Here is a 21,125-nt window from a genome sequence, read left to right as displayed (position 1 = left end):
TTCCTCCTTGGTCTCTGGTGGTCTGACTTAACGGGAGGGGTGGGGTTTGGTTGCAGGGAACCTGGGTCTGCTCTGACCACGCATCAGTCGCCGGGAAAGATGCCGATGTCCGAGAGGCCTTCGATCCAGGTCCCGCCATCACGACGGATGACGCGGTGCGGCGTGACGCCAACGGCATCCTCGATTGCGCTTGCGAGAAGGGACGAGTGGGTCACGACCCATACCTTCGTGCGTTCGGCGGCACGGGCGATGGCTGTGGCCATCGCCGGAATAAGGTCAGGATGGAGCGAGGCCTCGGGTTCGTTAAAGGCAATGAAAGGCGGCGGGCGATAGCTGAGGAGCGCGCCAAGGAGCGCAAGAAACTGCAGCGTGCCGTCGGAGAGTTCGCCTGGGCCAAACGGGTGGTTCGGCATTTCAGGAAAGACCATGGCGAAACTGGCGTCGCGCCCGGGCGGAGGAATGTCGAGGCGGGCACCTGGAAACGCCTGGTCGATGGCAACGTCGAGATCCCTCGTGTCGCCGCGAATATGCTTGAGCGTGGCGAGAACGGCGCCAAGGTTTCCGCCGTCGGCATCGAGCGTCGGTGCGGTGACGGCAAGGGCAGGGCGGCGCAGCGGCGAATCCCGGTCGGTGCGGAACCCGTGATAGAAGCGCCAGCTTGAAAGGAGTTCGCGGACAATGTCGACTTCGGGCAGGGTGCCGCGCAGCTCGGACAGCGCAGTTTCACTGGCGAGAAGCGGACGATCGACCATGCGTCGTGCGCCGGTTTCGTCACGATACCAGGCAGAGGGCCCGGCGCGTTCCAAAAGGGTCACGGGACGACGGCCGGCGAGCAAGAGGCTCTCTGCCTTGATCTGAGGCTCTTCACCGAAAACAGCCTCATAGCGCGCGTCGCCAAAGCCGATCTCGACTGTATAGCGGGGCAGGAAGGCCGCGGCGTCCTCGCCGGGAAAGAGCGTGTCGAGGCCAACTTCGAGGCTGATGCGCGGCGGCTCGTTGCGCCTGCGCTCGCCCGCCCACATGGCAGAGCCGAGGCCGCCTTCGCGAGCAATGGACAACGTCAGATTGCCCGTGGCCGCGGCCTGGACGAGTTCCAGGGCGCGGTAGAGATTGGTCTTGCCCACGCCATTGCCGCCAGTGAGCACAGTCAGGCGGCGGAGGGGAAACCGGATGGATCGGATGGAACGATAGAACTTGATTTCCAGATCGGCGAGGGACATGTGTTCTGCCAGTTTTCCGGACACACTGCGCAATGGTTCGATTATGACGAAACGCTCGGGCGTGTCACTGCGTGACCGAATATGGCCGCGCATGGGGCTCCGGCGCTATGTGATTTATCTCCAGAAGCGGTTGCTGCGGCTTTCTGGTAGCCCGCACGCCGTAGCAGCAGGAGTGGCGGCGGGAGCCTCGGTTGCGATGTTGCCGCTGTTCGGCTTGCATTTCGTCCTTGGGCTGGCGCTTGCGTTTATCACGCGGGGCAGCATTCTGGCTGCGGCCATCGGGGCGTTGTGGGGCAACCCTCTGACCTTCCCGCTCTTCGTGGCTGCAGGATACGCCCTAGGCGACTGGATGCGTGGTGGTGGCGGCATGAGCCCCGAAGAAGCGACAATCGTGCATGCGGTGGCGCAGAAACTGCCGCACGGCCTGATCTCGAACGAGCTCGAAGCGATCTGGCCCACGTTCAGCACCAGCCTGATCGGTTCGATCCCGCTGGCAATCGCGGTGTACGCGATTGCCTATGTGATGGTGCGCTGGATCGTGGTGCGCTTCAGGGATGCGCGAGCCGAGCGGCTTGCGCGCAAAGCCTGATCAGGGCCACTTCACCGCGGGCGGCATGGACGAGAGGATCGAATTGACGTTGCCGCCGGTCTTGAGGCCGAACGTCGTGCCGCGGTCGTAAAGCAGGTTGAATTCGACGTAGCGACCGCGACGCACAAGTTGCTCGTCGCGCTCTGTTTCGGTCCACCTTTTTTGGAAATTGCGGCGGACCAATTCGGGGTAGATACCGAGGAATGCTTCGCCGACGGCCTTGGTGAAGGCGAAGTCCGCATCCCAGTCGCCACTGTTGAAGTGATCGTAGAAAATACCGCCGACGCCGCGCGGTTCGTTGCGATGGGGCAGGAAGAAGTATTCGTCGCACCAGGCTTTGAGTCGTTCGTAGTCCACTCCGGGGCGGCCGTCGCAGGCCGATTTCATGGCAGCGTGGAAATCCACGGTGTCTGGATCGTCCTGATTTCGCCGAGCGTCCAGCACGGGGGTGAGATCGGCGCCGCCACCCCACCATTGTTTGCCGGTGACGATCATGCGGGTGTTCATGTGCACGGCTGGAACATGCGGGTTCCAAGGGTGGATGATCAGCGAAATGCCCGAACTCCAGAACGCCGTGCCAGCCTCGGTGCCGGGCATCTGGCGAGCGAACTCCTCGGAAAAGTTGCCGTGAACAGTGGAGATGTGAACGCCGGCTTTTTCGAAGACGCGGCCGTGAAGCATCGACATTTCGCCACCGCCGCCGGCGGCACGGTCCCAGGGGCTGCGCTCGAAATGGCCGGGCGCAAGATCCTGATGGTAGGTCGAGACCTCGGTTTCGATACCTTCCAGTTCGCTGCAGATGCGGTCGCGAAGGGCACGGAACCAGGCGCTGGCGGCGGTCTTCTTGGCTTCGATGTCTGGGGGGAGGGTCATGGAGTGGAAATGAACCTTCAGGTCAGTTCTGTAAAGTGCTGCGTCTGTCGCAGTGCCTCGCCCAGTATCATGCTGCCGGCAACGGCAACATTGATCGAACGCAAACCTGGCTGCATGGGAATGCGCAGGCGCAGGTCGGAGACGTCAGCTACCTGATCTGGGACTCCTGCGCTTTCACGCCCGAGCAGCAGGATGTCCTCGCGCGTGAAATGAGCGTCATACGCAGATGTGCTCGCCTTTGTCGTCAACAGAACCAGGCGACGGTTTTTATCCCTGCGCCAGGCATCGAACGCAGCGAAGCTGGCATGTTCGGTCAGGGTGGCCTTGTCCAGGTAGTCCATTCCGGCGCGCGCGAGGTTGCGGTCGGTAAGGGCAAATCCGGCGGGATGGATGACGTGTACCGCCACGCCAAGGCAGGCGCCGAGGCGGAGGAGGGTGCCGGTATTTGCGGCGATGTCGGGCTGGTACAGCGCTAGCGCGATGGTCAAGGCGGTTTGCTCCGGACGCTCTTAAAGACCCGGAAACCGGGCTTCGTGCGGGTATAGTGTCGCAGTTTACCGCTGTCACGGTTCGTGCACTGGACAAGTGTCTGTGACAGTGCAAAAAGGACCGTACCTGACGGGCCGCTTGAGGGCGCACGGCGGTCGATTCTGCTTATGCGGTCGATTTTGCCGGTGCCGGAACCGTCAAATATGCATGTTACGGGGATACGGACCTTGGCCACGCAAGAACATTCATCTACCAACCGGCGCGACTTTCTCTACGTCGCTACCGGCGCTGTCGGCGCGGTCGGCGCTGCCGCCGTGGTCTGGCCGCTGATCAACCAGCTCAATCCCGACGCTTCGACCCTGGCGCTGGCCAGCATCGAGTTCGACGTCGGCGCCATTCCCGAGGGTCAGTCGGTGACGATCACCTGGCGCGGCTTGCCGGTTTTCGTGCGGCATCGCACGGAAAAGGAAATCGACGAGGCCAAGGCAGTCCCGCTGAGCGAGCTCAAGGACCCTGAAACCGACGAGCAGCGCACCAAGGAAGGCCACGAACAGTGGCTGGTGATGATCGCCAACTGCACGCATCTTGGGTGTATCCCTGTGGGTGAATCGGGCGATTTCGATGGCTGGTTCTGCCCGTGCCACGGCTCGCACTATGACTCCGCAGGTCGTATCCGTCGTGGCCCTGCACCCAAGAACCTGGTTGTGCCGCCATATGAATTCGTCAGCGATACGCTGATCCAGATCGGTTAGTGGGGGCTTTTCCGATGTCCGAACATTCAACTTACATTCCCGGAAATGCCGTCGAGAAGTGGCTGGACGATCGCCTGCCGGTCGTTCGCTTCGCCAAAGAACACTTGATGGACTTCCCCACGCCGAAGAATCTCAACTACTGGTGGACCTTCGGCGCCATCCTGGTGATGTGTCTCGGTGTGCAGATCGTCACCGGCATCATCCTGGCGATGCACTATACGCCGAACGTGGCTATGGCCTTCGACTCGGTGGAGCATATTCGCCGTGACGTCGCTGGCGGCCGTATCATCCAGGCCGTCCACGCCGTGGGCGCGTCGATGTTCTTCGTCGCTCTCTACATCCACATGTTCCGCGGCCTGTTCTACGGCTCCTACAAGGCGCCGCGCGAAATCATCTGGATCCTGGGCGTTCTGATCTTCATCCTGACCGTTGCGACCGCCTTCATGGGCTACATCCTGCCCTGGGGCCAGATGTCGTTCTGGGGCGCCACGGTTATCTCGAACATCTTCTCGGCCATCCCGCTGGTGGGCGAAAACATCAAGCAGCTGGTGCTGGGCGGCTTCGCCGTCGGTAACCCGACGCTCAATCGCTTCTTCTCGCTGCACTACCTGCTGCCCTTCGTGATCGCTGCCATTGTGGGCCTCCACATCTGGGCGCTCCACGTGCCGGGCAACAACAACCCGATCGGCGTTGAAGTAAAGGAAAGCCGCGATACCGTTCCCTTCCATCCGTACTATACGATGAAGGACCTGTTCGCGATGGTGCTGTTCATGATCCCGTTCGCGTGGTTCGTGTTCTTCGCCCCCGACATCCTCGGCCATCCCGACAACTACATCATGGCCAACAGCCAGGTGACGCCGGCTCATATCGTGCCCGAATGGTACCTGCTGCCGTTCTACACGATCCTGCGCGCCATCGACTTCAACGTGCTTTTCATCGACTCCAAGCTTGGCGGCGTGATCGCCATGGGCGGCGCTCTGGTGATGTTGCTGATCGTGCCGTGGCTCGATACGTCCAAGGTCCGCTCGGGCACGTTCCGTCCGCTGTTCAAGTGGTTCTACTGGCTGTTCGCCATCAACTTCGTCGGCCTGACCTATCTGGGTGCTCAGCCGGCCGAAGGCATCTACACGGTGATGGCAAAGGTCTGCACGGCGTACTACTTCCTCTACTTCCTGGTCATCCTGCCGGTGCTGTCGCGTATCGAAACGCCCAAGCCGCTGCCGACCAGCATTTCCGAGAGCGTTCTCGGCAAGGCACACGCGTGATCGGGGCGATTAACATGTTCAAGACCAAGATCATCATCGCCGCCGTTGCTGCCGTGGTCGGCCTTGCCAGCATGCCTGTGCAGGCTGCCGAAGGCGGCGCGCATGTGGAGCGCCAGAGCTGGAGCTTTGCAGGCATCTTCGGAACCTATGACGAGCACCAGCTGCAGCGTGGTTTCCAGGTGTTCCGCGAAGTCTGCTCGAGCTGCCACGGTGCGCATCTGCTCTCTTTCCGCAACCTGAGCGAAGCGGGCGGCCCTGGCTTTTCGGAAGCCCAGGTCAAGGCGCTTGCGGCCGAATATGAGGTCAACGATGCAACCGCCGAGGGTGGTCGTCGTCCTGCAGTGGCGGCAGACCGCTGGCCGTCGCCATTCGCCAACGACCAGGAAGCCCGCGATGCCAATGGCGGCGCGCTGCCGCCCGATTTCTCGGTGCTGGCCAAGGCCCGCGGCGTGACCGATCCGTTCCCGACCTGGATCTTCAACTACTTCACCGGGTACCAGGAAGGCGGCGCTGACTATATCCATGCGCTGCTCAACGGCTACCATGCAGAAGTGCCGGAGACGGCTCCGGAAGGCTTCGAGCTGGCAGAGGGCAAGTATTACAACGACTACTTCCCGGGTCATGCCATCGGCATGGCGCCACCGCTTGCCGACGGTTCCGTGACCTACACTCCCGGCGAGGATGGCGTTGCCGTTCCTGAAACTCTCGAGCAATACTCGACCGACGTCTCCGCCTTCATGATGTGGATGGCCGAACCGCACCTGGTGTCGCGCAAGCAGACCGGTTTCGTGGTTCTGCTGTTCCTCGTGCTGTTCGCCGGGCTGATGTACGCCACCAAGCGCAAGCTCTGGGCCGGCATCGAACACTGAGCCAACACCAGACCGAATTGGAGAGGGCCCCGGACGGGGCCCTTTCTTTTTGTGGTCACCGCGATTTGCAGGATCGGCGGTCGTCCGCCCCTTGCCATTGCACGGCACAGCCGCGATATTGCAACGTATTCGAATTGTTCAAGGAGATCGCGATGTCGGCCGTTCGCATTGCTGTCACAGTCGTAAGTACTGCGATCGCATTGAGCCGCCATCCCGTGGTCCGTGCCGGCGTAAAGGCCGTGGCAACCAATCCGAAGGCGCGTGAGACGGCCATCGCCACCACCCGCAACGTGGCCTACAATGCCGGCGTCATTGCCCGGCACGTGCTAGGCCGCAACAAGAACTGATCTCCATCCTTTCATTGCAAGGCTATCGATGTCGCTCGACCTGAAGTCGCTCGTCCGGACGATCCCCGACTACCCCAAGAAGGGGATCCTCTTCCGTGACATCACCACGTTGATCGAGCACCCCGAGGGCTTTAAGGAAAGCGTCGAGCGTATTGCGGCGCTCTACCGGGGGCAGGGCATCACCCACGTCGCCGGGATCGAGGCACGCGGCTTCATCTTCGGCGCGGGCGTCGCCATCGCACTTGGCGCCGGCTTCGTGCCGGTGCGGAAGAAGGGCAAGCTGCCCGGAGAGACGATCGGTCAGAACTATGCGCTGGAATACGGCGTCGACACGATCGAGATTCATGCTGATGTGGTCGACAGCCGTCACAAGGTGCTATTGGTCGATGACCTTATCGCAACCGGCGGGACGGCCATCGCCGCCATCGGTCTGTTGCGCCGCACGGGCGCCACCTGCGACGACGCAGCATTCGTCATCGACCTGCCTGATATCGGCGGCGCGGCAAAGCTCGGCGCAGAGAGCGTGAAGGTCACCGCGTTGATGGCTTTCGAGGGGCATTGAGCCAGTTCGTCTTCATCCCCCCGAAAAACATGGAGTCGTCCTCGGGCTCGATCCGAGGACTATCTAGAGCGCCTGTCATCCGGCGAGTGGCCCTCGGGTCAAGCCCCAGGCGGCTCGGAGCGTGCGGCGGGCTATGAACTGCGGCGTGAGATGCTGCTCCGTTGCGCCGCTGCAGTCGCCTACCAATTGTTGCGGCCGTCGAGCTGTTCGATTTCAACCCTGGACCAATCGAGATCGTCGACGAGGTTCAAGTTGACCTGGCACTTGGTCTTTTCAGGGATGACGGCAACGTCGCCCTTCGGCGTGCCGTCATTGTTGTAAGCCGAAGACCAGTCGACGCTCTCGCCCCAGGTGTGCATGCCGCACTTTCCGCAGAAATAGTGCAACCCATAATCGGGGTTGGTGGAGTAGCTGCTCTGCCCCTCGGCCTGCAGCACCTCGATCTGATCGTGGGTGTAATAGGCCCAGACCGCGCCGGCGCGCTGGCAGAAGGTGCAGTTGCATCGCGCTGCCTGGGTGGGGTGCTCAGGCAGTTGGATGCGGGTGCTGCCGCAATGGCAGGAAGCGATAAGGGCCATGGCCGGTCTCCGTCCTTTGTTGATGAGGACGTTAGTCCGGTCGGATGACAGGGCGTGTCAGCACCAGCCCGCCATGGGCGTGTCAGGCGGCGACGCGGGTAGCCTCGGCCGGCCGGTCGACAAGCACGAACTGATTGCCTTCAGGATCCCGCATGACCGTATAGGTGGGCAGAACCCGATCGACGCTGGCGCCGGCTTCCTTGAGGCGGTCGACCTCGTTGGCACGGTCGGAGACCTGGACGTCGAAATGTACCCGGTTATTGTCGGGACGCTGGCCATCAACATTCTGAAAGCAGATGGACGGACCCGGACCATCGAGCATGATCGTGGTCGGCACATCGGGGTCGAGGCCGAGCGCGGCGCTGATCGCGGCATCGGCCTGATCGCCCGGCCGCACGCTGTAGCCGTCCAGCAATGCGGCCCAGAACGCGGCCAGCACGGCCGGCTCGGCACAGTCGAAGACGATTTCGTGGATGGCTCCCATGTGCCAGTCTCCTTGTCGTTTCACCATTCGTTAACGGGCAATTGCGGCAAGAAAGGTGCAGGGGCCATTGAGCCCCCGCACACTACTTCCGGCGGTACTCGAGCAGCATGTGCCCGTTGCCGAAGTTGGTCTGGCCAAGCATGTCCCACTCACCGAGGCCATCCGACCCTTCAAAGATCCTGATGCCGCTTCCGTAGGTGATGGGCGCCAGCTTGAGCCTGAGGATGTCGATGCGCCGGTGCTCAAGCAGGCAGCCTGCCAGGCGCCCACCTCCGCAGAGGTAGATCGGGCCTTTGGCGTCAGCCTTGATCCGGTCGATGGTCGCCAAAGTTTCGGCCCGTTCGATATGGAGGTGCTCCCGTTCCGGCAGGTCGATCGACCTGCTGAAGACGTGGTGCGGGCGGCGCCCGTAGGGCAGGTCACCCGGCTTCATGCCGTAGGCATAGCCAATTTCATAAGTGGCCCGGCCCATGACCACCGCCGCATACGCGCCCAGTTGCCGCTGATAGGCGTCTACATGCGGACCAGTCATGACAAAGCCGGGTGCGGATCCATCAGGCCTTGCAATGTAGCCGTCGAGCGTCATAGCGACGTGGTAGATAAGGTCTTGCATCAGATTTCCTTTTGTAGGGCCCGGCTGACGCCGGGCCTTTTGTTCAGTTCTGCGGCGACTTGGCCAGCAATGTCTCCAGCGGCGGCAGCGTGTTGGTTGACAGCTTCGACAGTCGCTTTTCCGCCGACTTCGCCTGAGGTGGTTGGGGCTTGCCGTGGCGCGGCACATTGCCGGTGTGCTGGATGGGTGCAGGGCGCTGGAACTGGTTTTTAGGCATGGCGATATCCTTTCCCGCCCGGTGGTCAGACACGGGCTGGCTCAAGAAAACAATGCGCAGCAAAGCCACGCGACGAAGCGAGTTTTGGGAGGACGCCAGGGCTGCAAGGAAACGCGAAGGACGGACTAGTCCGTCAGGGCACCCACGTCTGTCGATCTCGTCGAACTTGCAGCCAGCACAAGCCGGTCACACGCATGGCGTGGAGCGGAAGCGGGGCCGGTGTCCTGGACGAGTTCTCAGATCATTTCGGGTGCGAAACCTCCGTGGAAGGCCTCAAAGATAGACAAACAAAAAGGCCGGCGTCAACCGCCGGCCTTTCCAGGTCAGGTCACGAGCGGACCAATTAGGGCTCCAGCTTGCCGGTTTCCGGATGGTCTTCGGCACTGATGTTGGGCTCGTTGCGGGTCTTCCACAAGGAGTAGCCAACACCGGCGGCGAGGATGCCGATGGTCAGCGCCAGCGATAGAGCTGTCGGGACGTGGTAGCCGAATGGCACCAGACAGATCTTGAAGCCGATCAGAACCAGGATGATCGCCAACGAAATCTGCAGATAGCGGAAGCGGTTCATCGCCGCTGCCAGCGCGAAGTAGAGCGCACGCAGGCCAAGGATGGCGAAGATGTTCGAGGTGTAGACGATGAAAGTATCCTGCGTCACCGCAAACACGGCCGGAACCGAGTCGACGGCGAAGATTAGGTCGACGATTTCGACCATGATCAAGGCCACCGCGAGTGGCGTCAGCCAGGTGACGATCTTGCCCGTCTTGGGATCAGGCTGCTTGATCGTGAACTTGCGGCCATGCAGTTCCCTGGTGATGCGGAAGCGCTTGTTGAGGAACTGGAAGATCTTGTTGTCTTCCAGGCTCGGCTCCTCGTCATCGTTGTGACGGAACATCCTGATGCCGGTGAAGATCAGGAAGGCACCGAAGAACAGCAGTATCCAGCTAAACTGGTAGACCAGGGCTGCGCCGACGCCGATCAGGACGGCCCGGAACAGGATCACGCCCAGAATGCCCCAGAACAGCACGCGATGCTGGTAGAGGCGGGGGATGTTCAGGAAGCCAAATATTGTCGCTATGACGAACATGTTGTCCATGGCCAGGGACTGTTCGATCAAATAGCCGGTAAAGAATTCGAGGCCAGACTGGGCACCACGGCTGAACCAGACCCAGGCGCCGAACGCCAGGGCAATACAAACATAGAACCCATAAAGCAGCAGGCTTTCCTTGGCTTCGATCTCGTGCTCATCCCGGTGCAGGATGCCGAGGTCGAAAACAAGCAAAGCGATCACGATCGTAATGAACGCGACCCAAAAGTAGACGGGAGTACCGAGAAAATCGCCCGAAAGGGCGGCAAAAAGCGATTCCATCGCCGGACCTTCTCCATGTAGCAGGTGGAGTAACTCCGACATCGCCATGGAGAGTCCATGACCAGAGGGGCCCGGCGTTACGTGCTCTAAATGCGCGAAATCGGGAAAAAGTTCAAGCCCCCGCCGGGGACCACGAAGGGGGCGCAGGCTGACTGGAATGGCTTACGGGCGTCACGTCATTGCCTGCGCTCAAAGTTTGTGGCTAGCTTCAGCGATGACGAGAACGCTGATCATCCTGTTTGCCGCGACGTGCACCACGCCGGCTTTGGCCTGCAATCCAGGCCTTTTCGAGCGCGTTGACCAGCCGGTGCGCGATACGGCCGATATCAGCTTCGATGTTGCGGAAATCCAGTCCACCGAAGGCGGTGAGTGGAAAGTGTGGCGCGATGCGGACGGGGACACCAATGAGGTGGCCCGGATCGACTATGGGGAGATGGGGCGGCTGGAAACGCGCATGGTGGTTGAGAGCACCGATGCCTATGCGGTGCTGGCGACGCGCTATGGCTACGCCGCCCCAATTTATGTCGAAGGCGCGATGACTGTGCGCGTCGAGACCGACATCTACATGTTCTGCGATGGGGAGCTGCTGACCCCGCCGGAGGATTTCGGCCTCAACGAGGACTATGCGAAGGCCGCGGAACGTGCGCGCGCAACCTTCGATGCGCCGGAAATCCTGGAGTATCTGCCGGCGCGTTAGCGCGGGTTGCAGAGCATGACAATGGCCTCGGCAGTCTCGAGCTGCAGGGCGGAGCCATAATTGACGTCATCGATGAGGCGACCGGCCTGGATCGACTTGTTGGCTCTCAAATTGCCGTCGTTGAAGCCGACGCCATCCTGATAGCCGGTCAGAGTTCCTGTACCGGAAGACGTGTCTCCCGCTATGCGGGAGGCCCAGCCATAGACATCGCCATAAATGGTCAGAATGCCGACCCGATTGGTGGTCTCGTCGCGGCAACTCCAATTGCCCTGGTAGGCCTGCGCAAAGGCGGGCGTTGTGGACAGGGCGGTGAGGGCGAGGCAAAGGGCGAATCGGCGCATGGACAGAGAATGCCGACGCGTCCGGGGTCTATCAAGGGGCCCGGCGGATCAGCTTTCCGAGAACAGGCACCTTTGTGAGTGCGAGCAACACGCGCAGCTTGAGGGGCATGGTGTAATCCCGGAGCTTGGAGAAACCCACGAGATCAGCGCGGTAAACCAGATCTCCGTGCTGGTTCACCGCCTCCAGGTGGTTGAACAGCAGGCCCCAGCCGGGGATGGAGTTTGAGGGGCGCTTGCCGGTTACCGTAAGAGTGTAGGTGACGACATCGCCTGGACGAACGGGCGCCTTGAATTCCATGGCGTTAACGCCGGGGGAGGGGCCGGAGACGCCGGGTTCCTGTCCGAGACCGCGCAGGCGCTGTTCCTCGGCGAACAAGGCGTCGACCATCTTGCGGTGACCGACGCTTACCGTGTGCCAACCCGATGCAATGATACCTCCGAAATGGCTGTGCCGGGCCAGCTCAGGGTCGGTGTGAAAATACTGCGGATCATACTTCGAGGCGAAGCGCACAATTTCGTCCGCCGTAAAAGTGTGATCGCCCAGCGGGAAGACTTCGTCGATCGTGATATCTTCGAACCAGCGGGTCATGCGGATGCCTCGACAGTACGGCACTCGACGAGGTTGGCCAGCCGCATGGTCATGACGGGCCTGTCCTTCTGGTTGCGGATGTCGAAGTCGAGCGTGACAATCCCCCATTGCGGGTGCCCGGAGGAGCGGCGCAACTCGGCGATAGTGACGGTGCCCCCGATCGTGTCGCCGACCATAACCGGCGCCTTCCACTTTAGATCCTTGAAGCCAAGGCCTCCGGCCGAAGCAACCTTGGACAGAAACGCATCGACCAGCATGCGCAGGCTCAACGCGCCCGTCTGCCAGCCGCTGGATGCGAGGCCGCCCAAAAGGCTTGCCTTAGCTGCGGCTTCATCGAGATGGAACGGAAAGGGGTCGAACTCCCGAGCGAAGGTGATGATCATTTCTTTCGACACTGTTGTCCGATCCAGCGCGATCACTTCGCCCACGGCGAGATCTTCGAAATGACGCCGATCTTGAGTGACAGGATTGGTCATTGGCTTGCCCTATACGTCAACGTGAGTGTTTTGGCATGGGCAAAGGGGTGGAGGCAAGGCTGCGAACGAGCCGAGCCCTGTTCTTCTCCCGATTGAAGAAGGTGCCCGCCACCGGCGCGATTGACCTCTTCGCGACCGCTCGGAGATTGACATCTCCCTCGATCCGACCCAATTGGAACCCAACAATTTCCCGGAGATACCCATGGGCTTCAAGATGGGCATTGTCGGCCTGCCGAATGTTGGCAAGTCGACGCTTTTCAACGCGCTTACCCGCACTGCCGCCGCACAGGCAGCGAACTTTCCGTTCTGCACTATCGAGCCCAATGTGGGCGAAGTCTCGGTGCCCGATCCGCGGCTCGAAAAGCTCGCATCCATCGGCAAGTCGGCGCAGATCCTGCCCGCGCGCATGAGCTTCGTCGATATTGCCGGCCTCGTGAAGGGTGCCTCGCAGGGTGAAGGCCTGGGCAATCAGTTCCTAGCCAATATCCGCGAGACAGACGCTATTGCCTATGTGCTGCGCTGTTTCGAAGACAGCAATGTCATCCATGTCTCCAATCGGGTCGATCCGCTGGCCGATGCCGAAGTGGTCGAAACCGAGCTGATGCTCGCCGATCTGGAAAGCCTCGAAAAGCGTCGCGCTGGCGTGGAAAAGAAGGCCAAGGGCAATGACAAGGAGGCCAAGCTGACGCTGGAGCTTATCGACCGCTCGCTGGCGGTCCTGCGCGATGGCAAGTCGGCCCGCTTCGTGCAGCGTGATCCCGAAGAAGAGAAGGCATTCACCGAACTGCAATTGCTGACCAGCAAACCGGTGCTCTACGTGTGCAATGTCGACGAAGGCTCCGCTGCGACCGGCAATGCCCTCTCGGAGAAGGTGGCCGAGTACGCCAAGGCCAACGAAGCCGGCATGGTGATCATTTCCGCGGAGATCGAAAGCCAGCTGGCACAGCTTTCCGACGAAGAGCAGGCCGAATATCTCGGTTCGCTCGGCCTCGAGCAGCCGGGCCTCAATCGCCTGATCCGGGCCGCATACGATCTCCTGCACCTGCAGACTTATTTTACCGTCGGCCCCAAGGAAACGCGGGCCTGGACCATCCATCGTGGCGACAAGGCTCCCCAGGCCGCCGGCGTCATCCACACCGATTTCGAGCGTGGCTTCATCCGCGCCCAGACGATCGGCTACGACGATTTCGTCACCTTGGGTGGGGAAGTGCCCGCAAAGGAAGCGGGCAAGGCACGGGACGAAGGCAAAGATTATGTCGTCAAGGACGGCGATGTCATGCTGTTCAAGTTCAACGTGTAGTCCCAGGCGCTGAACAGATCCAATTGCATTGCAAAAACCGGTGTCCGAGAGGGCGCCGGTTTTTCCATGTTGCGTCCACCGCGATAGTCGACGAGATCGCCCCAATCCATGTTCCACTCGACCCCGTCGTCCAACACGACGAATATTCCAACGAGTCCGTATCGGATACGGGCCAGCGCGGCGCGAAACAGCATCAGGTCCGGCGCCGCTTCTTCATTTTCGAGATCGCCCTCGATGCGGGCCGCCACACCGGCCGGGGTTGCACGGATGCGCACGAGCGCGGCCTGAACCGGTAGCTCGCTACCGGGCAATAATCTGTAATACCGGTCCCGCATCATGTCCTCCCGGAGAGGACGTTGCGCCGCGATGGTAAAGCGTTGGCTGCAGGATGGATTGGGAAAAACGCGGATCGATACCGGCTGACGGCGAACGCATCGGGCGATTTCCGTCTGCCCTGGCGCAATTTGCGGCAAAGGCAGGCTCTGGCGGGCATCGCGAAGAGCACGCCATCATCCCCGGTGGGCCGTTAGAAAAATATTCCTCCAATCTGTTGCCACCACGGGGCGGCGGGTGCAGTTTCGCGCTCAAGGATGGGGCCGTCGAGGCGCCCACTAAACAAGGATACGATCCATGAAGCTCACGACCCTGCTTCTCGCTGCTGGCATGCTGTCGCTGGCTGCACCGGCCTTCGCACAGAACGCGCTCGATGACGTCAAAGCCGCCGGCGTCCTGCGCATCGGCACCGAAGGCACCTACGCGCCCTTCACCTTCCACGATGCGAGCGGCGCTCTCGTGGGCTTCGACGTGGAAATCGGCCGGGCGATCGCCGAACATATCGGTGTGCAGCCCGAATTCGTCGAAGGTCCCTGGGATGGGCTCATCGCCGGTATCGACGCGAACCGTTATGACGTGGTGATCAATCAGGTCGGCATCAACGAAGAGCGCCAGGCCAAGTACGACTTCTCCGAGCCCTATATCGCCTCGAAGGCCGCGCTCATCGTCAAGGACGACAATACCGACATCACCAGCTTCGAAAGCCTTGCCGGCAAGAAGTCGGCGCAGTCTCTCACCTCCAACTTCGGCAAGCTGGCCGAGAGCTTTGGCGCCGAGCTCGTCGGCACGGAAGGCTTCGATCAGTCGATCGCGCTGGTGATCCAGGGTCGTGCGGACGCCACCATCAATGACAGCCTGTCGTTCTACGACTTCAAGACCCAGCAGCCGGATGCGCCGGTGAAGGTTGTCGCCACTGCCGAAGATGCCGATTTCTCCGGCGTGATCCTCGCAAAGGGCAAGCCTGAACTTCTCGCCGCGATCAACGAGGCGCTGGAAGCCATCAAGGCCGACGGCACCTATGCCGAGATTTCCCAGAAGTACTTCGGCGAAGACGTCTCCCCGTAAGCGATCCAAACGCATAGAGTAGCAAGGGATCGGCCGAAACCGGCCGGTCCCTTATTTCATGAGTGTGCCCATGCCGCATTGGCTGTCCCTGATGCTCGACTCGCTGCCCTCGCTTCTTTGGGCATGCATCCAATTCACCGTGCCGTTGACGCTGCTGAGCTTCGTCCTCGGGCTGATGGTCGGGTTTCTCGCGGCGGTTATCCGCCTGTTCGCGCCGGCGCCCCTGGCTTGGGTTGTCCGCTTCTACGTCTGGATCATCCGTGGTACGCCGCTTCTCGTACAGTTATTCCTGATCTTTTACGGGCTGCCGAGCGTCGGTATCGTCCTCGACGCCTTTCCTGCGGCCCTGATCGGGTTCACGCTCAACGTCGGCGCCTATACGTCCGAAATCATTCGTGCCGTGCTGCTGGCCGTGCCCAAGGGACAGTGGGAAGCGGCTTATTCGATCGGCATGACCTGGCAGCAGGCCATGCGGCGCACTGTCCTGCCGCAGGCCACGCGTATTGCCGTTCCGCCGCTGTCCAACACTTTCATTTCCCTCGTCAAGGATACGTCCCTGGCGGCGGCGATCACCGTGCCGGAGCTTTTTCGTGCGGGGCAGCGGATCGTGGCGACGACTTACGAGCCGCTGATCCTTTATGTCGAGGTGGCGCTCATATACCTGGTGGTGAGTTCGGTGTTGTCGAGCCTGCAGGGCCGGCTTGAAAAGCGTCTGTCTCGGTATGGCGGTACGATCGAGGCGGCGTCATGATCGAGCTTCAGAACATTCAAAAATACTTCGGCGAGAACCACGTTCTCAAGGGCGTCAGCGTGACTGTGCCTGCCGGCGGCGTCACCGCACTGATCGGCGCTTCCGGTAGCGGCAAGAGCACGCTGCTGCGCTGCACCAACATGCTCGAAGTCCCGCAATCGGGTACCATCCAGATCGGCGACGCAGCGGTTACTTTGGCGGCAGGTCGAAAGCCCGGCCGCGACGAGATCCTCCGGTTGCGCCGCAAGACGGGAATGGTGTTCCAGAATTTTCAGCTGTTTCCGCACCTGACGGCCGTCGAAAATGTCATGGAAGGGCTGGTGACGGTGCAGGGGTGGCCACGCGAAAGGGCTCGCGCCCGCGCCATGGAGCTGCTCGAAAAAGTCGGCATGACCGTCAAGGCAGAAGCGTGGCCGGCAAGCCTGTCGGGTGGCCAGCAGCAGCGCGTCGCCATCGCTCGTGCGCTGGCGACCTCTCCGGAAGTGTTGCTTTGCGACGAACCGACGTCGGCGCTCGATCCGCAACTGGCCGGCGAAGTCGTCGAAGTGCTGGCGCAATTGGCGCGGGAAGGCACGACAATGCTGATGGCGACGCACGACCTGCGGCTGGCGGCGTCCATCGCATCGAACGTGGTGTTCCTGGCCAACGGCGAAGTCGTCGAGGCAGGCGAGGCGAGGCAGGTTTTCGGCAGCCCGTCGGATGAGCGCACCAGGACGTTTATTTCGTCGCTGACTGCGCAGTATCAGACGGCGCTGTAACGCGCGGGGTCAGAAGGGTTACTCGCCCTTACCGAACAGCTTGTTCAGCATGTCGGCCATCGGGCCGGATTTGGGGACTTCGGCCTGCGGCTTGGATGAGCGTGCCTGCCGGATATGGCTCTGTGCTGCTGGTGCTGGCCTTTCCGGCTTTGCGGGCTCATCGCCCTTTACGGCAAGCGCCAGTTTGTTCATGAAGCCGCTGTCGTCGCCCTTGAGCAGCAGTGGCGTTTGACGGGCGATTTCGTCGAGCAGGGGGTCGAGCCAAGTCCTGTCGGCCTTGGCGAAATCACCCAGAACGTGGTGGGTGACGTTTTCCTTGCCGGGATGGCCGATACCGAGCCGGACGCGCTTGTAGTCGAGACCGATCTGGGGATCGATGGACCGAAGGCCGTTGTGGCCGCCATTGCCCCCACCGATTTTAACGCGGACCTTGCCCGGGGCGAGGTCGAGCTCGTCGTAGAACACAACGATGTCGGCCGGTGGGATTTTGTAGAAGCTCGCGACCTTCTGCACACTGTCGCCAGACTTATTCATGAAGGTTTGTGGCTTGAGCAGGAGGACGCGTTCGGAACCGATCGTGCCTTCGGCAAGGAGGCCGGAGTTCTTGGATTTCCAGCTGGCAATGCCGTTTGCGCGGGCGATGGCGTCAATGGCCATGAAGCCGATATTGTGCCGATTGCCTTCGTATTGGCCGCCCGGATTGCCCAGGCCGACGAGGAGTTTCATGGCGCGCTCGTTCTTGATCCAAGTCTCTGTTTGATCGCGTTCCAAGAGGGCATAACGCATCAATGGGGCAAATGAAAAGGGCGGCCCGGAGGCCGCCCTCAACGCTTGGAAGCTCCGACGATTACTCGGCGGTTGCTTCGCCTTCGCCTTCGTCGTCAGCGGCCTCGTCGCCACCGCTGGACTTCAGAGCCGAAGGAGCAACAATCGTGGCGATCGTCACGTCGTCTTCGTGGCTGTGGTCAGCAGTGCCCTTGGGCAGCTTGATGTTGGAGATATGGACGGTATCGCCGATATCGAGACCGGTCAGGTCAACACTCACGAATTCGGGGATGTTGTCGGCCGAAACGGTGAGGTCGAGCGTGTGGTGCACGATGTTGAGGGTACCGCCACGCTTCAGGCCGGGGCTCTGCTCTTCGTTCTCGAAGTGCACCGGAACCTGAACGTTGATCTTGGCGCCCTTGGACACGCGCAGGAAGTCGATGTGGATCGGCTGATCCATGACGACATCGAGCTGGTAGTCACGCGGGATGACCTTGTGGACGGTGCCGTCGACGTCGAGGTCGAGCACGTGCGACTTGAAGCCACCGGCGTAGATGAACTTCAGCGCGTCCTTGTAGGCCACGGAAACGGTGACGGGGGGCTTCTTGTCACCATAGATAACTGCGGGAACGAGTCCCTGACGACGAGCTTCGCGAGCGGCCCCCTTGCCCACTCCGTCACGCGCCTGTGCCTTGAGCACCTTATTCTCAGCCATGGAAAGCATCCATTGGGTTGGTGTATGCGTCATCACAACAACATACGCGCCCGTCCTCCAGGGGTGACGAGCGCTTCATGCGCCGGGCTATAGAGGAAAGACCACCGGCGGGCAAGGGATTCCCGCACTCCAGGGCATGGATTGTAGGCTCAATCCTCGGGCGGCCTCGCAAGGGCGCCTGGAGCCCTCGTGGCCCTAGTCAAGTAGGCTGGAAACACTCTGCTCGCTTGCCGTGCGGGCAATCGCTTCGCCGATGAGCGGCGCGATCGACATGCGGCGGATATTGCCGGCAGCGCGCGTGGCATCGGTTTCGGCGATCGAGTCGGTGACCACCAGTTCCTTGAGCTTGGATGCGGCGACGCGCTCGGATGCGCCCTGGGACAGCACGCCGTGCGTAATGTAGGCGGAAACGGCCTTTGCGCCGGCGTTCAGCAGCGCCTCGGCAGCGTTTACCAGGGTGCCACCAGAGTCGACGATGTCGTCGATCAGGATGCAGGTCTGGCCCTCGACATCACCGATGATGTTCATCACCTCGGAGACGCCGGCCCGCGGGCGACGCTTGTCGACGATCGCGAGGCTCGCGCCGATGCGGCTTGCCACATTTCGTGCGCGCACCACACCGCCGACGTCGGGCGAAACGATCATCACGTTACTGACTTCGTAATTGTCGCGGATATCGCGCACCATGACCGGCGCGGCAGTCAGGTTGTCGGTCGGAATGTCAAAGAAACCCTGGATCTGCGCGGCATGCAGGTCGAGCGTGAGCACACGGTTTGCGCCCGCTTCGGTGATGAGATTGGACACCAGCTTGGCGGAAATCGGGGTGCGTGACGCCGATTTCCGATCCTGGCGGGCATAGCCGAAGTAGGGGAGAACGGCCGTGATGCGGCGAGCGGAGGAACGGCGGAGCGCATCGGTGATGATGAGCAGTTCCATCAGATTGTCGTTGGCCGGGTAGCTGGTCGACTGGAGGATGAAAACGTCCTCGCCGCGGACGTTCTCGTGCACCTCGACATAGACCTCATTGTCGGCGAAGCGCTTGACCGTACAATCCGTCAGGGGCAGTTCGAGATAGCTGGCGACAGCCTGAGCCAGCGGGCGGTTGGAGTTGCCGGTCACCAGCTTCATAAGGCGCGATCCTGTCTCAACCGGCCCCGGAGGTGAGGGCCATCAGTTTCGCGGGCAGCTTTAGCGGGTCGAGTCGAGCCTGACAACGCCACTTTGGGCGAAGGGGTAAATAAACCTCATGTCAGTCCGATGACGGAAATCTGACGTCCTGTCCGCGTCTGCCTGTGCGTCGCATAGCGGTGGGAAAAATAGCGGTCGGGATGGGCGTAGGTACAGGCGCCCACTTGCTCCACCGTCGCGACTCCAGCAGCGCGGAGTTGTTTGGCCACGAAGCCAGGGAGGTCGAAATGCGGTGCCCCCTCGGGCGGCGTGTGGAAGTGGCCGGCGCCATCGGGGTGTAAGGTCAGGAAGTCACGCCGGAAGCTGTCGCCCACCTCATAATTGGCGGCATGGATCGTGGGGCCGAAGGCCGCGATGATCGCGTCACGGTGCGCACCGAGGGTGACCATCGCGGATACGGTCTCTTCTATGATCCCGTCAACGGCGCCGCGCCAACCGGCATGGGCTGCACCAATGACCCCCGCCTGCGGATCGAAAAACAGGATGGGGGTGCAATCGGCGGTCAGGATCCCGAGCGCAAGGCCAGGCGTGGCACTGACGAGGGCATCGGCGTCGATGCTGCCGGGCTCGATGGGTTCCACGATGGTCGCAACGCGCGTGGAATGGGTCTGCCTGAGGATGGCCAGCGGACCGACGTTCAGTGCGCCGGACACCAAAAGGCGATTGTTTTCAACTGTTTCTGGATCGTCTCCGACGGATGTGGAGACGTTGAGACCAGCAAAATCCACCTGCGACCTGCCGCCTGCACGGCCGAAGAAGCCGTGGCGGATGGATGTCTGGGCGGCGAGGGACGGGGCTGTTTCAAAAGGGATCATGCGACAAATCCTGGCGGCATGAGGCCGGGGCTGTGGGCGCACAGGACCTTGAACAGAGTGCCCATCTGGTCGTCTGCCGTCAGGCGGCTGAGGGCAGTCCGGATGTCGTCAGCAGATCCAGGATTGGAGCGAGACAGGGCGGAGGCTCGTTCGCCGATGCCAAGACGCGACAGGAATTGTCCCTGCGTAACAAGGGGTTGGGTCGCAAGGCCAGCGGAGCGGGCAACAGTGCTCAGGGCGCCGAAATCGACATGGGCGGAAAGATCGGTTTCCCCCGGCGCGTCGAGCACGTCGGCATAGGCGTGACGGCGGACGGCCTGAAGGGTGTCGCCGGTCTGGGTTCGGACGTAGCCATAGTCGATTGCGAGGATACTACCGCCTTGTTTGGAAATGACTTTTGCTAGCTGACGCATGACCTCGGCAGCTCCGAAAGACACTTCGAACAGGGTGTCGGGTTCGGCGTCGGCGACCGCCTCAGGCATGGCGCTGGCCGGGATCGGGGTGGGTGACAGGCCGAAGGCGCGCTTGCCATCGACCAGGCCGACCTGACGCTCGTGCCAACCATCTGGCTTGCGGATAAACTGCCGGATGGGAAGGGCGTCGAAGAATTCGTTGGCAACGACCAGAGCAGGACCCCCTTCGAAATTCTCAAAGTTTTGCAACCACTTGGGTTCGTAAACCTCGAGCCTTGCGGCCTGTTCGGCCATAAGGGGAGGGCTGGTTTCGAAGAGGCGGAGGTTAAGGGCGTCCCGGAATCCGGGCGCGCGGCAGGCGACGCGCAGGATATCGGCCATCAGGGTGCCCCGGCCGGGGCCGAGTTCGAGCAAGGTAAAGGCCTTCGGCTCGCTCATCTGTTGCCAGAGATTGACTAGCCAGAATCCGATAAGTTCCCCAAACATCTGCGAAATTTCGGGCGCGGTGATGAAGTCGCCAGCGGTGCCGATGGGTTCGCCGGTGCGGTAGTAACCCTTGCTGGGATGGGTGAGGCAGAGGCCCATATAGGTCGCTACCGACATTGGCCCGGATGTGCGGATTTGCAGCTCGATCTGCTCTTCGAGTGTCAAAGTCTGGCTCATTTTTCGCCTCTCACGGGCAATTTGCTAACAGA

Annotated in this window: 28 protein-coding genes; 11 read left to right on the top strand and 17 right to left on the bottom strand. The window is 61.5% G+C overall.

Annotated elements, in window-relative coordinates:
* Positions 1-83: 83 nt before the first annotated feature.
* Positions 84-1,220 carry an AAA family ATPase gene (locus CCK88_RS09815; protein WP_086470255.1) on the bottom strand — a complete coding sequence of 379 codons (1,137 nt, stop codon included), beginning with the start codon at positions 1,218-1,220 and terminating at the stop codon, positions 84-86.
* On the opposite strand from CCK88_RS09815, the gene CCK88_RS09810 reads away from it, so the two are divergent.
* Complete coding sequence (locus CCK88_RS09810; protein ID WP_086470254.1) at positions 1,219-1,809, top strand: DUF2062 domain-containing protein; 591 nt, start codon at positions 1,219-1,221, stop codon at positions 1,807-1,809. The genes CCK88_RS09815 and CCK88_RS09810 overlap by 2 nt on opposite strands.
* Here CCK88_RS09810 and hemF read toward each other — a convergent pair whose 3' ends face one another.
* Both hemF and CCK88_RS09800 read right to left on the bottom strand, forming a co-directional pair.
* On the bottom strand, positions 1,810-2,682 hold the full coding sequence (gene hemF, locus CCK88_RS09805; RefSeq protein WP_086470253.1) for an oxygen-dependent coproporphyrinogen oxidase: 873 nt from the start codon (positions 2,680-2,682) through the stop codon (positions 1,810-1,812).
* Positions 2,683-2,699: 17 nt separating this feature from the next.
* Positions 2,700-3,164 carry a tRNA (cytidine(34)-2'-O)-methyltransferase gene (locus tag CCK88_RS09800; RefSeq protein ID WP_086470899.1) on the bottom strand — a complete coding sequence of 155 codons (465 nt, stop codon included), beginning with the start codon at positions 3,162-3,164 and terminating at the stop codon, positions 2,700-2,702.
* A gap of 234 nt (positions 3,165-3,398) precedes the next feature.
* On the opposite strand from CCK88_RS09800, the gene petA reads away from it, so the two are divergent.
* The 5 genes from petA to CCK88_RS09775 all read left to right on the top strand — a co-directional run bounded on the left by petA (position 3,399) and on the right by CCK88_RS09775 (position 6,966).
* Positions 3,399-3,923 (top strand): ubiquinol-cytochrome c reductase iron-sulfur subunit, encoded by a 525-nt coding sequence (gene petA / locus CCK88_RS09795; RefSeq protein WP_244557467.1) that lies wholly within the window; start codon positions 3,399-3,401, stop codon positions 3,921-3,923.
* Positions 3,924-3,937: 14 nt separating this feature from the next.
* A complete protein-coding gene (locus CCK88_RS09790; protein ID WP_086470251.1) occupies positions 3,938-5,188 on the top strand; it encodes a cytochrome b in 1,251 nt (416 codons plus the stop codon).
* 14 nt (positions 5,189-5,202) lie between these two features.
* Positions 5,203-6,057, top strand: coding sequence for a cytochrome c1 (locus CCK88_RS09785; protein WP_086470250.1), 855 nt, complete (start codon positions 5,203-5,205; stop codon positions 6,055-6,057).
* A 152-nt stretch (positions 6,058-6,209) separates the two neighbouring features.
* Positions 6,210-6,404, top strand: a complete 195-nt coding sequence (locus CCK88_RS09780; protein ID WP_140048950.1) for a hypothetical protein — start codon at positions 6,210-6,212, stop codon at positions 6,402-6,404.
* Between the two features lie 28 nt (positions 6,405-6,432).
* The gene (locus tag CCK88_RS09775) at positions 6,433-6,966 is read left to right on the top strand and encodes an adenine phosphoribosyltransferase (RefSeq protein WP_086470248.1); all 534 of its coding nucleotides are present in this window, start codon (positions 6,433-6,435) and stop codon (positions 6,964-6,966) included.
* A gap of 179 nt (positions 6,967-7,145) precedes the next feature.
* Here CCK88_RS09775 and CCK88_RS09770 read toward each other — a convergent pair whose 3' ends face one another.
* The 5 genes from CCK88_RS09770 to CCK88_RS09755 form a co-directional block, all read right to left on the bottom strand.
* Positions 7,146-7,544, bottom strand: a complete 399-nt coding sequence (locus CCK88_RS09770; protein ID WP_086470247.1) for a GFA family protein — start codon at positions 7,542-7,544, stop codon at positions 7,146-7,148.
* Between the two features lie 82 nt (positions 7,545-7,626).
* The gene (locus CCK88_RS09765) at positions 7,627-8,028 is read right to left on the bottom strand and encodes a VOC family protein (protein WP_086470246.1); all 402 of its coding nucleotides are present in this window, start codon (positions 8,026-8,028) and stop codon (positions 7,627-7,629) included.
* A gap of 82 nt (positions 8,029-8,110) precedes the next feature.
* Positions 8,111-8,641: a dihydrofolate reductase family protein gene (locus tag CCK88_RS09760; protein ID WP_170926419.1), complete on the bottom strand. Its 531-nt coding sequence runs from the start codon at positions 8,639-8,641 to the stop codon at positions 8,111-8,113.
* Positions 8,642-8,684: 43 nt separating this feature from the next.
* Positions 8,685-8,927 carry a hypothetical protein gene (locus CCK88_RS18430; RefSeq protein ID WP_170926418.1) on the bottom strand — a complete coding sequence of 81 codons (243 nt, stop codon included), beginning with the start codon at positions 8,925-8,927 and terminating at the stop codon, positions 8,685-8,687.
* A 274-nt stretch (positions 8,928-9,201) separates the two neighbouring features.
* On the bottom strand, positions 9,202-10,224 hold the full coding sequence (locus CCK88_RS09755) for a TerC family protein (RefSeq protein WP_086470244.1): 1,023 nt from the start codon (positions 10,222-10,224) through the stop codon (positions 9,202-9,204).
* A 214-nt stretch (positions 10,225-10,438) separates the two neighbouring features.
* On the opposite strand from CCK88_RS09755, the gene CCK88_RS09750 reads away from it, so the two are divergent.
* Complete coding sequence (locus tag CCK88_RS09750; protein ID WP_086470243.1) at positions 10,439-10,921, top strand: hypothetical protein; 483 nt, start codon at positions 10,439-10,441, stop codon at positions 10,919-10,921.
* Here CCK88_RS09750 and CCK88_RS09745 read toward each other — a convergent pair.
* From CCK88_RS09745 to CCK88_RS09735, 3 genes are read right to left on the bottom strand one after another with little or no spacing between them, the layout of a single operon-like run.
* Positions 10,918-11,262 (bottom strand): hypothetical protein, encoded by a 345-nt coding sequence (locus CCK88_RS09745; RefSeq protein WP_086470242.1) that lies wholly within the window; start codon positions 11,260-11,262, stop codon positions 10,918-10,920. The two genes, CCK88_RS09750 and CCK88_RS09745, sit on opposite strands and share 4 nt — an antisense overlap.
* A 31-nt stretch (positions 11,263-11,293) precedes the next feature.
* Positions 11,294-11,851, bottom strand: a complete 558-nt coding sequence (locus CCK88_RS09740; RefSeq protein WP_170926417.1) for a MaoC family dehydratase — start codon at positions 11,849-11,851, stop codon at positions 11,294-11,296.
* A complete protein-coding gene (locus CCK88_RS09735) occupies positions 11,848-12,279 on the bottom strand; it encodes a MaoC family dehydratase (RefSeq protein WP_210189914.1) in 432 nt (143 codons plus the stop codon). The genes CCK88_RS09740 and CCK88_RS09735 overlap by 4 nt, the downstream gene beginning before the upstream one ends.
* A gap of 250 nt (positions 12,280-12,529) precedes the next feature.
* Between CCK88_RS09735 and ychF the strand changes: the two genes are divergently transcribed.
* Positions 12,530-13,627, top strand: a complete 1,098-nt coding sequence (gene ychF, locus CCK88_RS09730; RefSeq protein ID WP_086470239.1) for a redox-regulated ATPase YchF — start codon at positions 12,530-12,532, stop codon at positions 13,625-13,627.
* On the opposite strand, the gene CCK88_RS09725 is transcribed toward ychF, so the two are convergent.
* The gene (locus tag CCK88_RS09725; protein ID WP_140048949.1) at positions 13,579-14,100 is read right to left on the bottom strand and encodes a hypothetical protein; all 522 of its coding nucleotides are present in this window, start codon (positions 14,098-14,100) and stop codon (positions 13,579-13,581) included. The two genes, ychF and CCK88_RS09725, sit on opposite strands and share 49 nt — an antisense overlap.
* A gap of 157 nt (positions 14,101-14,257) precedes the next feature.
* Between CCK88_RS09725 and CCK88_RS09720 the strand changes: the two genes are divergently transcribed.
* The 3 genes from CCK88_RS09720 to CCK88_RS09710 all read left to right on the top strand — a co-directional run bounded on the left by CCK88_RS09720 (position 14,258) and on the right by CCK88_RS09710 (position 16,534).
* On the top strand, positions 14,258-15,025 hold the full coding sequence (locus CCK88_RS09720) for an amino acid ABC transporter substrate-binding protein (RefSeq protein WP_086470237.1): 768 nt from the start codon (positions 14,258-14,260) through the stop codon (positions 15,023-15,025).
* A 70-nt stretch (positions 15,026-15,095) separates the two neighbouring features.
* Positions 15,096-15,776 carry an amino acid ABC transporter permease gene (locus tag CCK88_RS09715; protein ID WP_086470898.1) on the top strand — a complete coding sequence of 227 codons (681 nt, stop codon included), beginning with the start codon at positions 15,096-15,098 and terminating at the stop codon, positions 15,774-15,776.
* Complete coding sequence (locus CCK88_RS09710; RefSeq protein WP_086470236.1) at positions 15,773-16,534, top strand: amino acid ABC transporter ATP-binding protein; 762 nt, start codon at positions 15,773-15,775, stop codon at positions 16,532-16,534. Before CCK88_RS09715 ends, CCK88_RS09710 begins: the two co-directional genes overlap by 4 nt.
* 18 nt (positions 16,535-16,552) lie before the next feature.
* Here CCK88_RS09710 and pth read toward each other — a convergent pair whose 3' ends face one another.
* The 5 genes from pth to CCK88_RS09685 all read right to left on the bottom strand — a co-directional run bounded on the left by pth (position 16,553) and on the right by CCK88_RS09685 (position 21,093).
* A complete protein-coding gene (gene pth / locus CCK88_RS09705; protein ID WP_086470897.1) occupies positions 16,553-17,260 on the bottom strand; it encodes an aminoacyl-tRNA hydrolase in 708 nt (235 codons plus the stop codon).
* Positions 17,261-17,381: 121 nt separating this feature from the next.
* Positions 17,382-18,014, bottom strand: a complete 633-nt coding sequence (locus CCK88_RS09700) for a 50S ribosomal protein L25/general stress protein Ctc (protein ID WP_086470896.1) — start codon at positions 18,012-18,014, stop codon at positions 17,382-17,384.
* A 195-nt stretch (positions 18,015-18,209) separates the two neighbouring features.
* Positions 18,210-19,142, bottom strand: coding sequence for a ribose-phosphate pyrophosphokinase (locus CCK88_RS09695; protein WP_086470235.1), 933 nt, complete (start codon positions 19,140-19,142; stop codon positions 18,210-18,212).
* A gap of 116 nt (positions 19,143-19,258) precedes the next feature.
* Positions 19,259-20,017, bottom strand: coding sequence for a peptidoglycan editing factor PgeF (gene pgeF / locus CCK88_RS09690; RefSeq protein ID WP_086470234.1), 759 nt, complete (start codon positions 20,015-20,017; stop codon positions 19,259-19,261).
* Positions 20,014-21,093 carry a class I SAM-dependent methyltransferase gene (locus tag CCK88_RS09685; protein WP_210189913.1) on the bottom strand — a complete coding sequence of 360 codons (1,080 nt, stop codon included), beginning with the start codon at positions 21,091-21,093 and terminating at the stop codon, positions 20,014-20,016. The genes pgeF and CCK88_RS09685 overlap by 4 nt, the downstream gene beginning before the upstream one ends.
* Positions 21,094-21,125: the final 32 nt, after the last annotated feature.

It is taken from the genome of Devosia lucknowensis (assembly GCF_900177655.1).
GTDB lineage: Bacteria > Pseudomonadota > Alphaproteobacteria > Rhizobiales > Devosiaceae > Devosia > Devosia lucknowensis.
The sequence above is the reverse complement of the archived record's forward strand: the minus strand, read 5'-3'. Positions and strand labels throughout refer to the sequence as shown.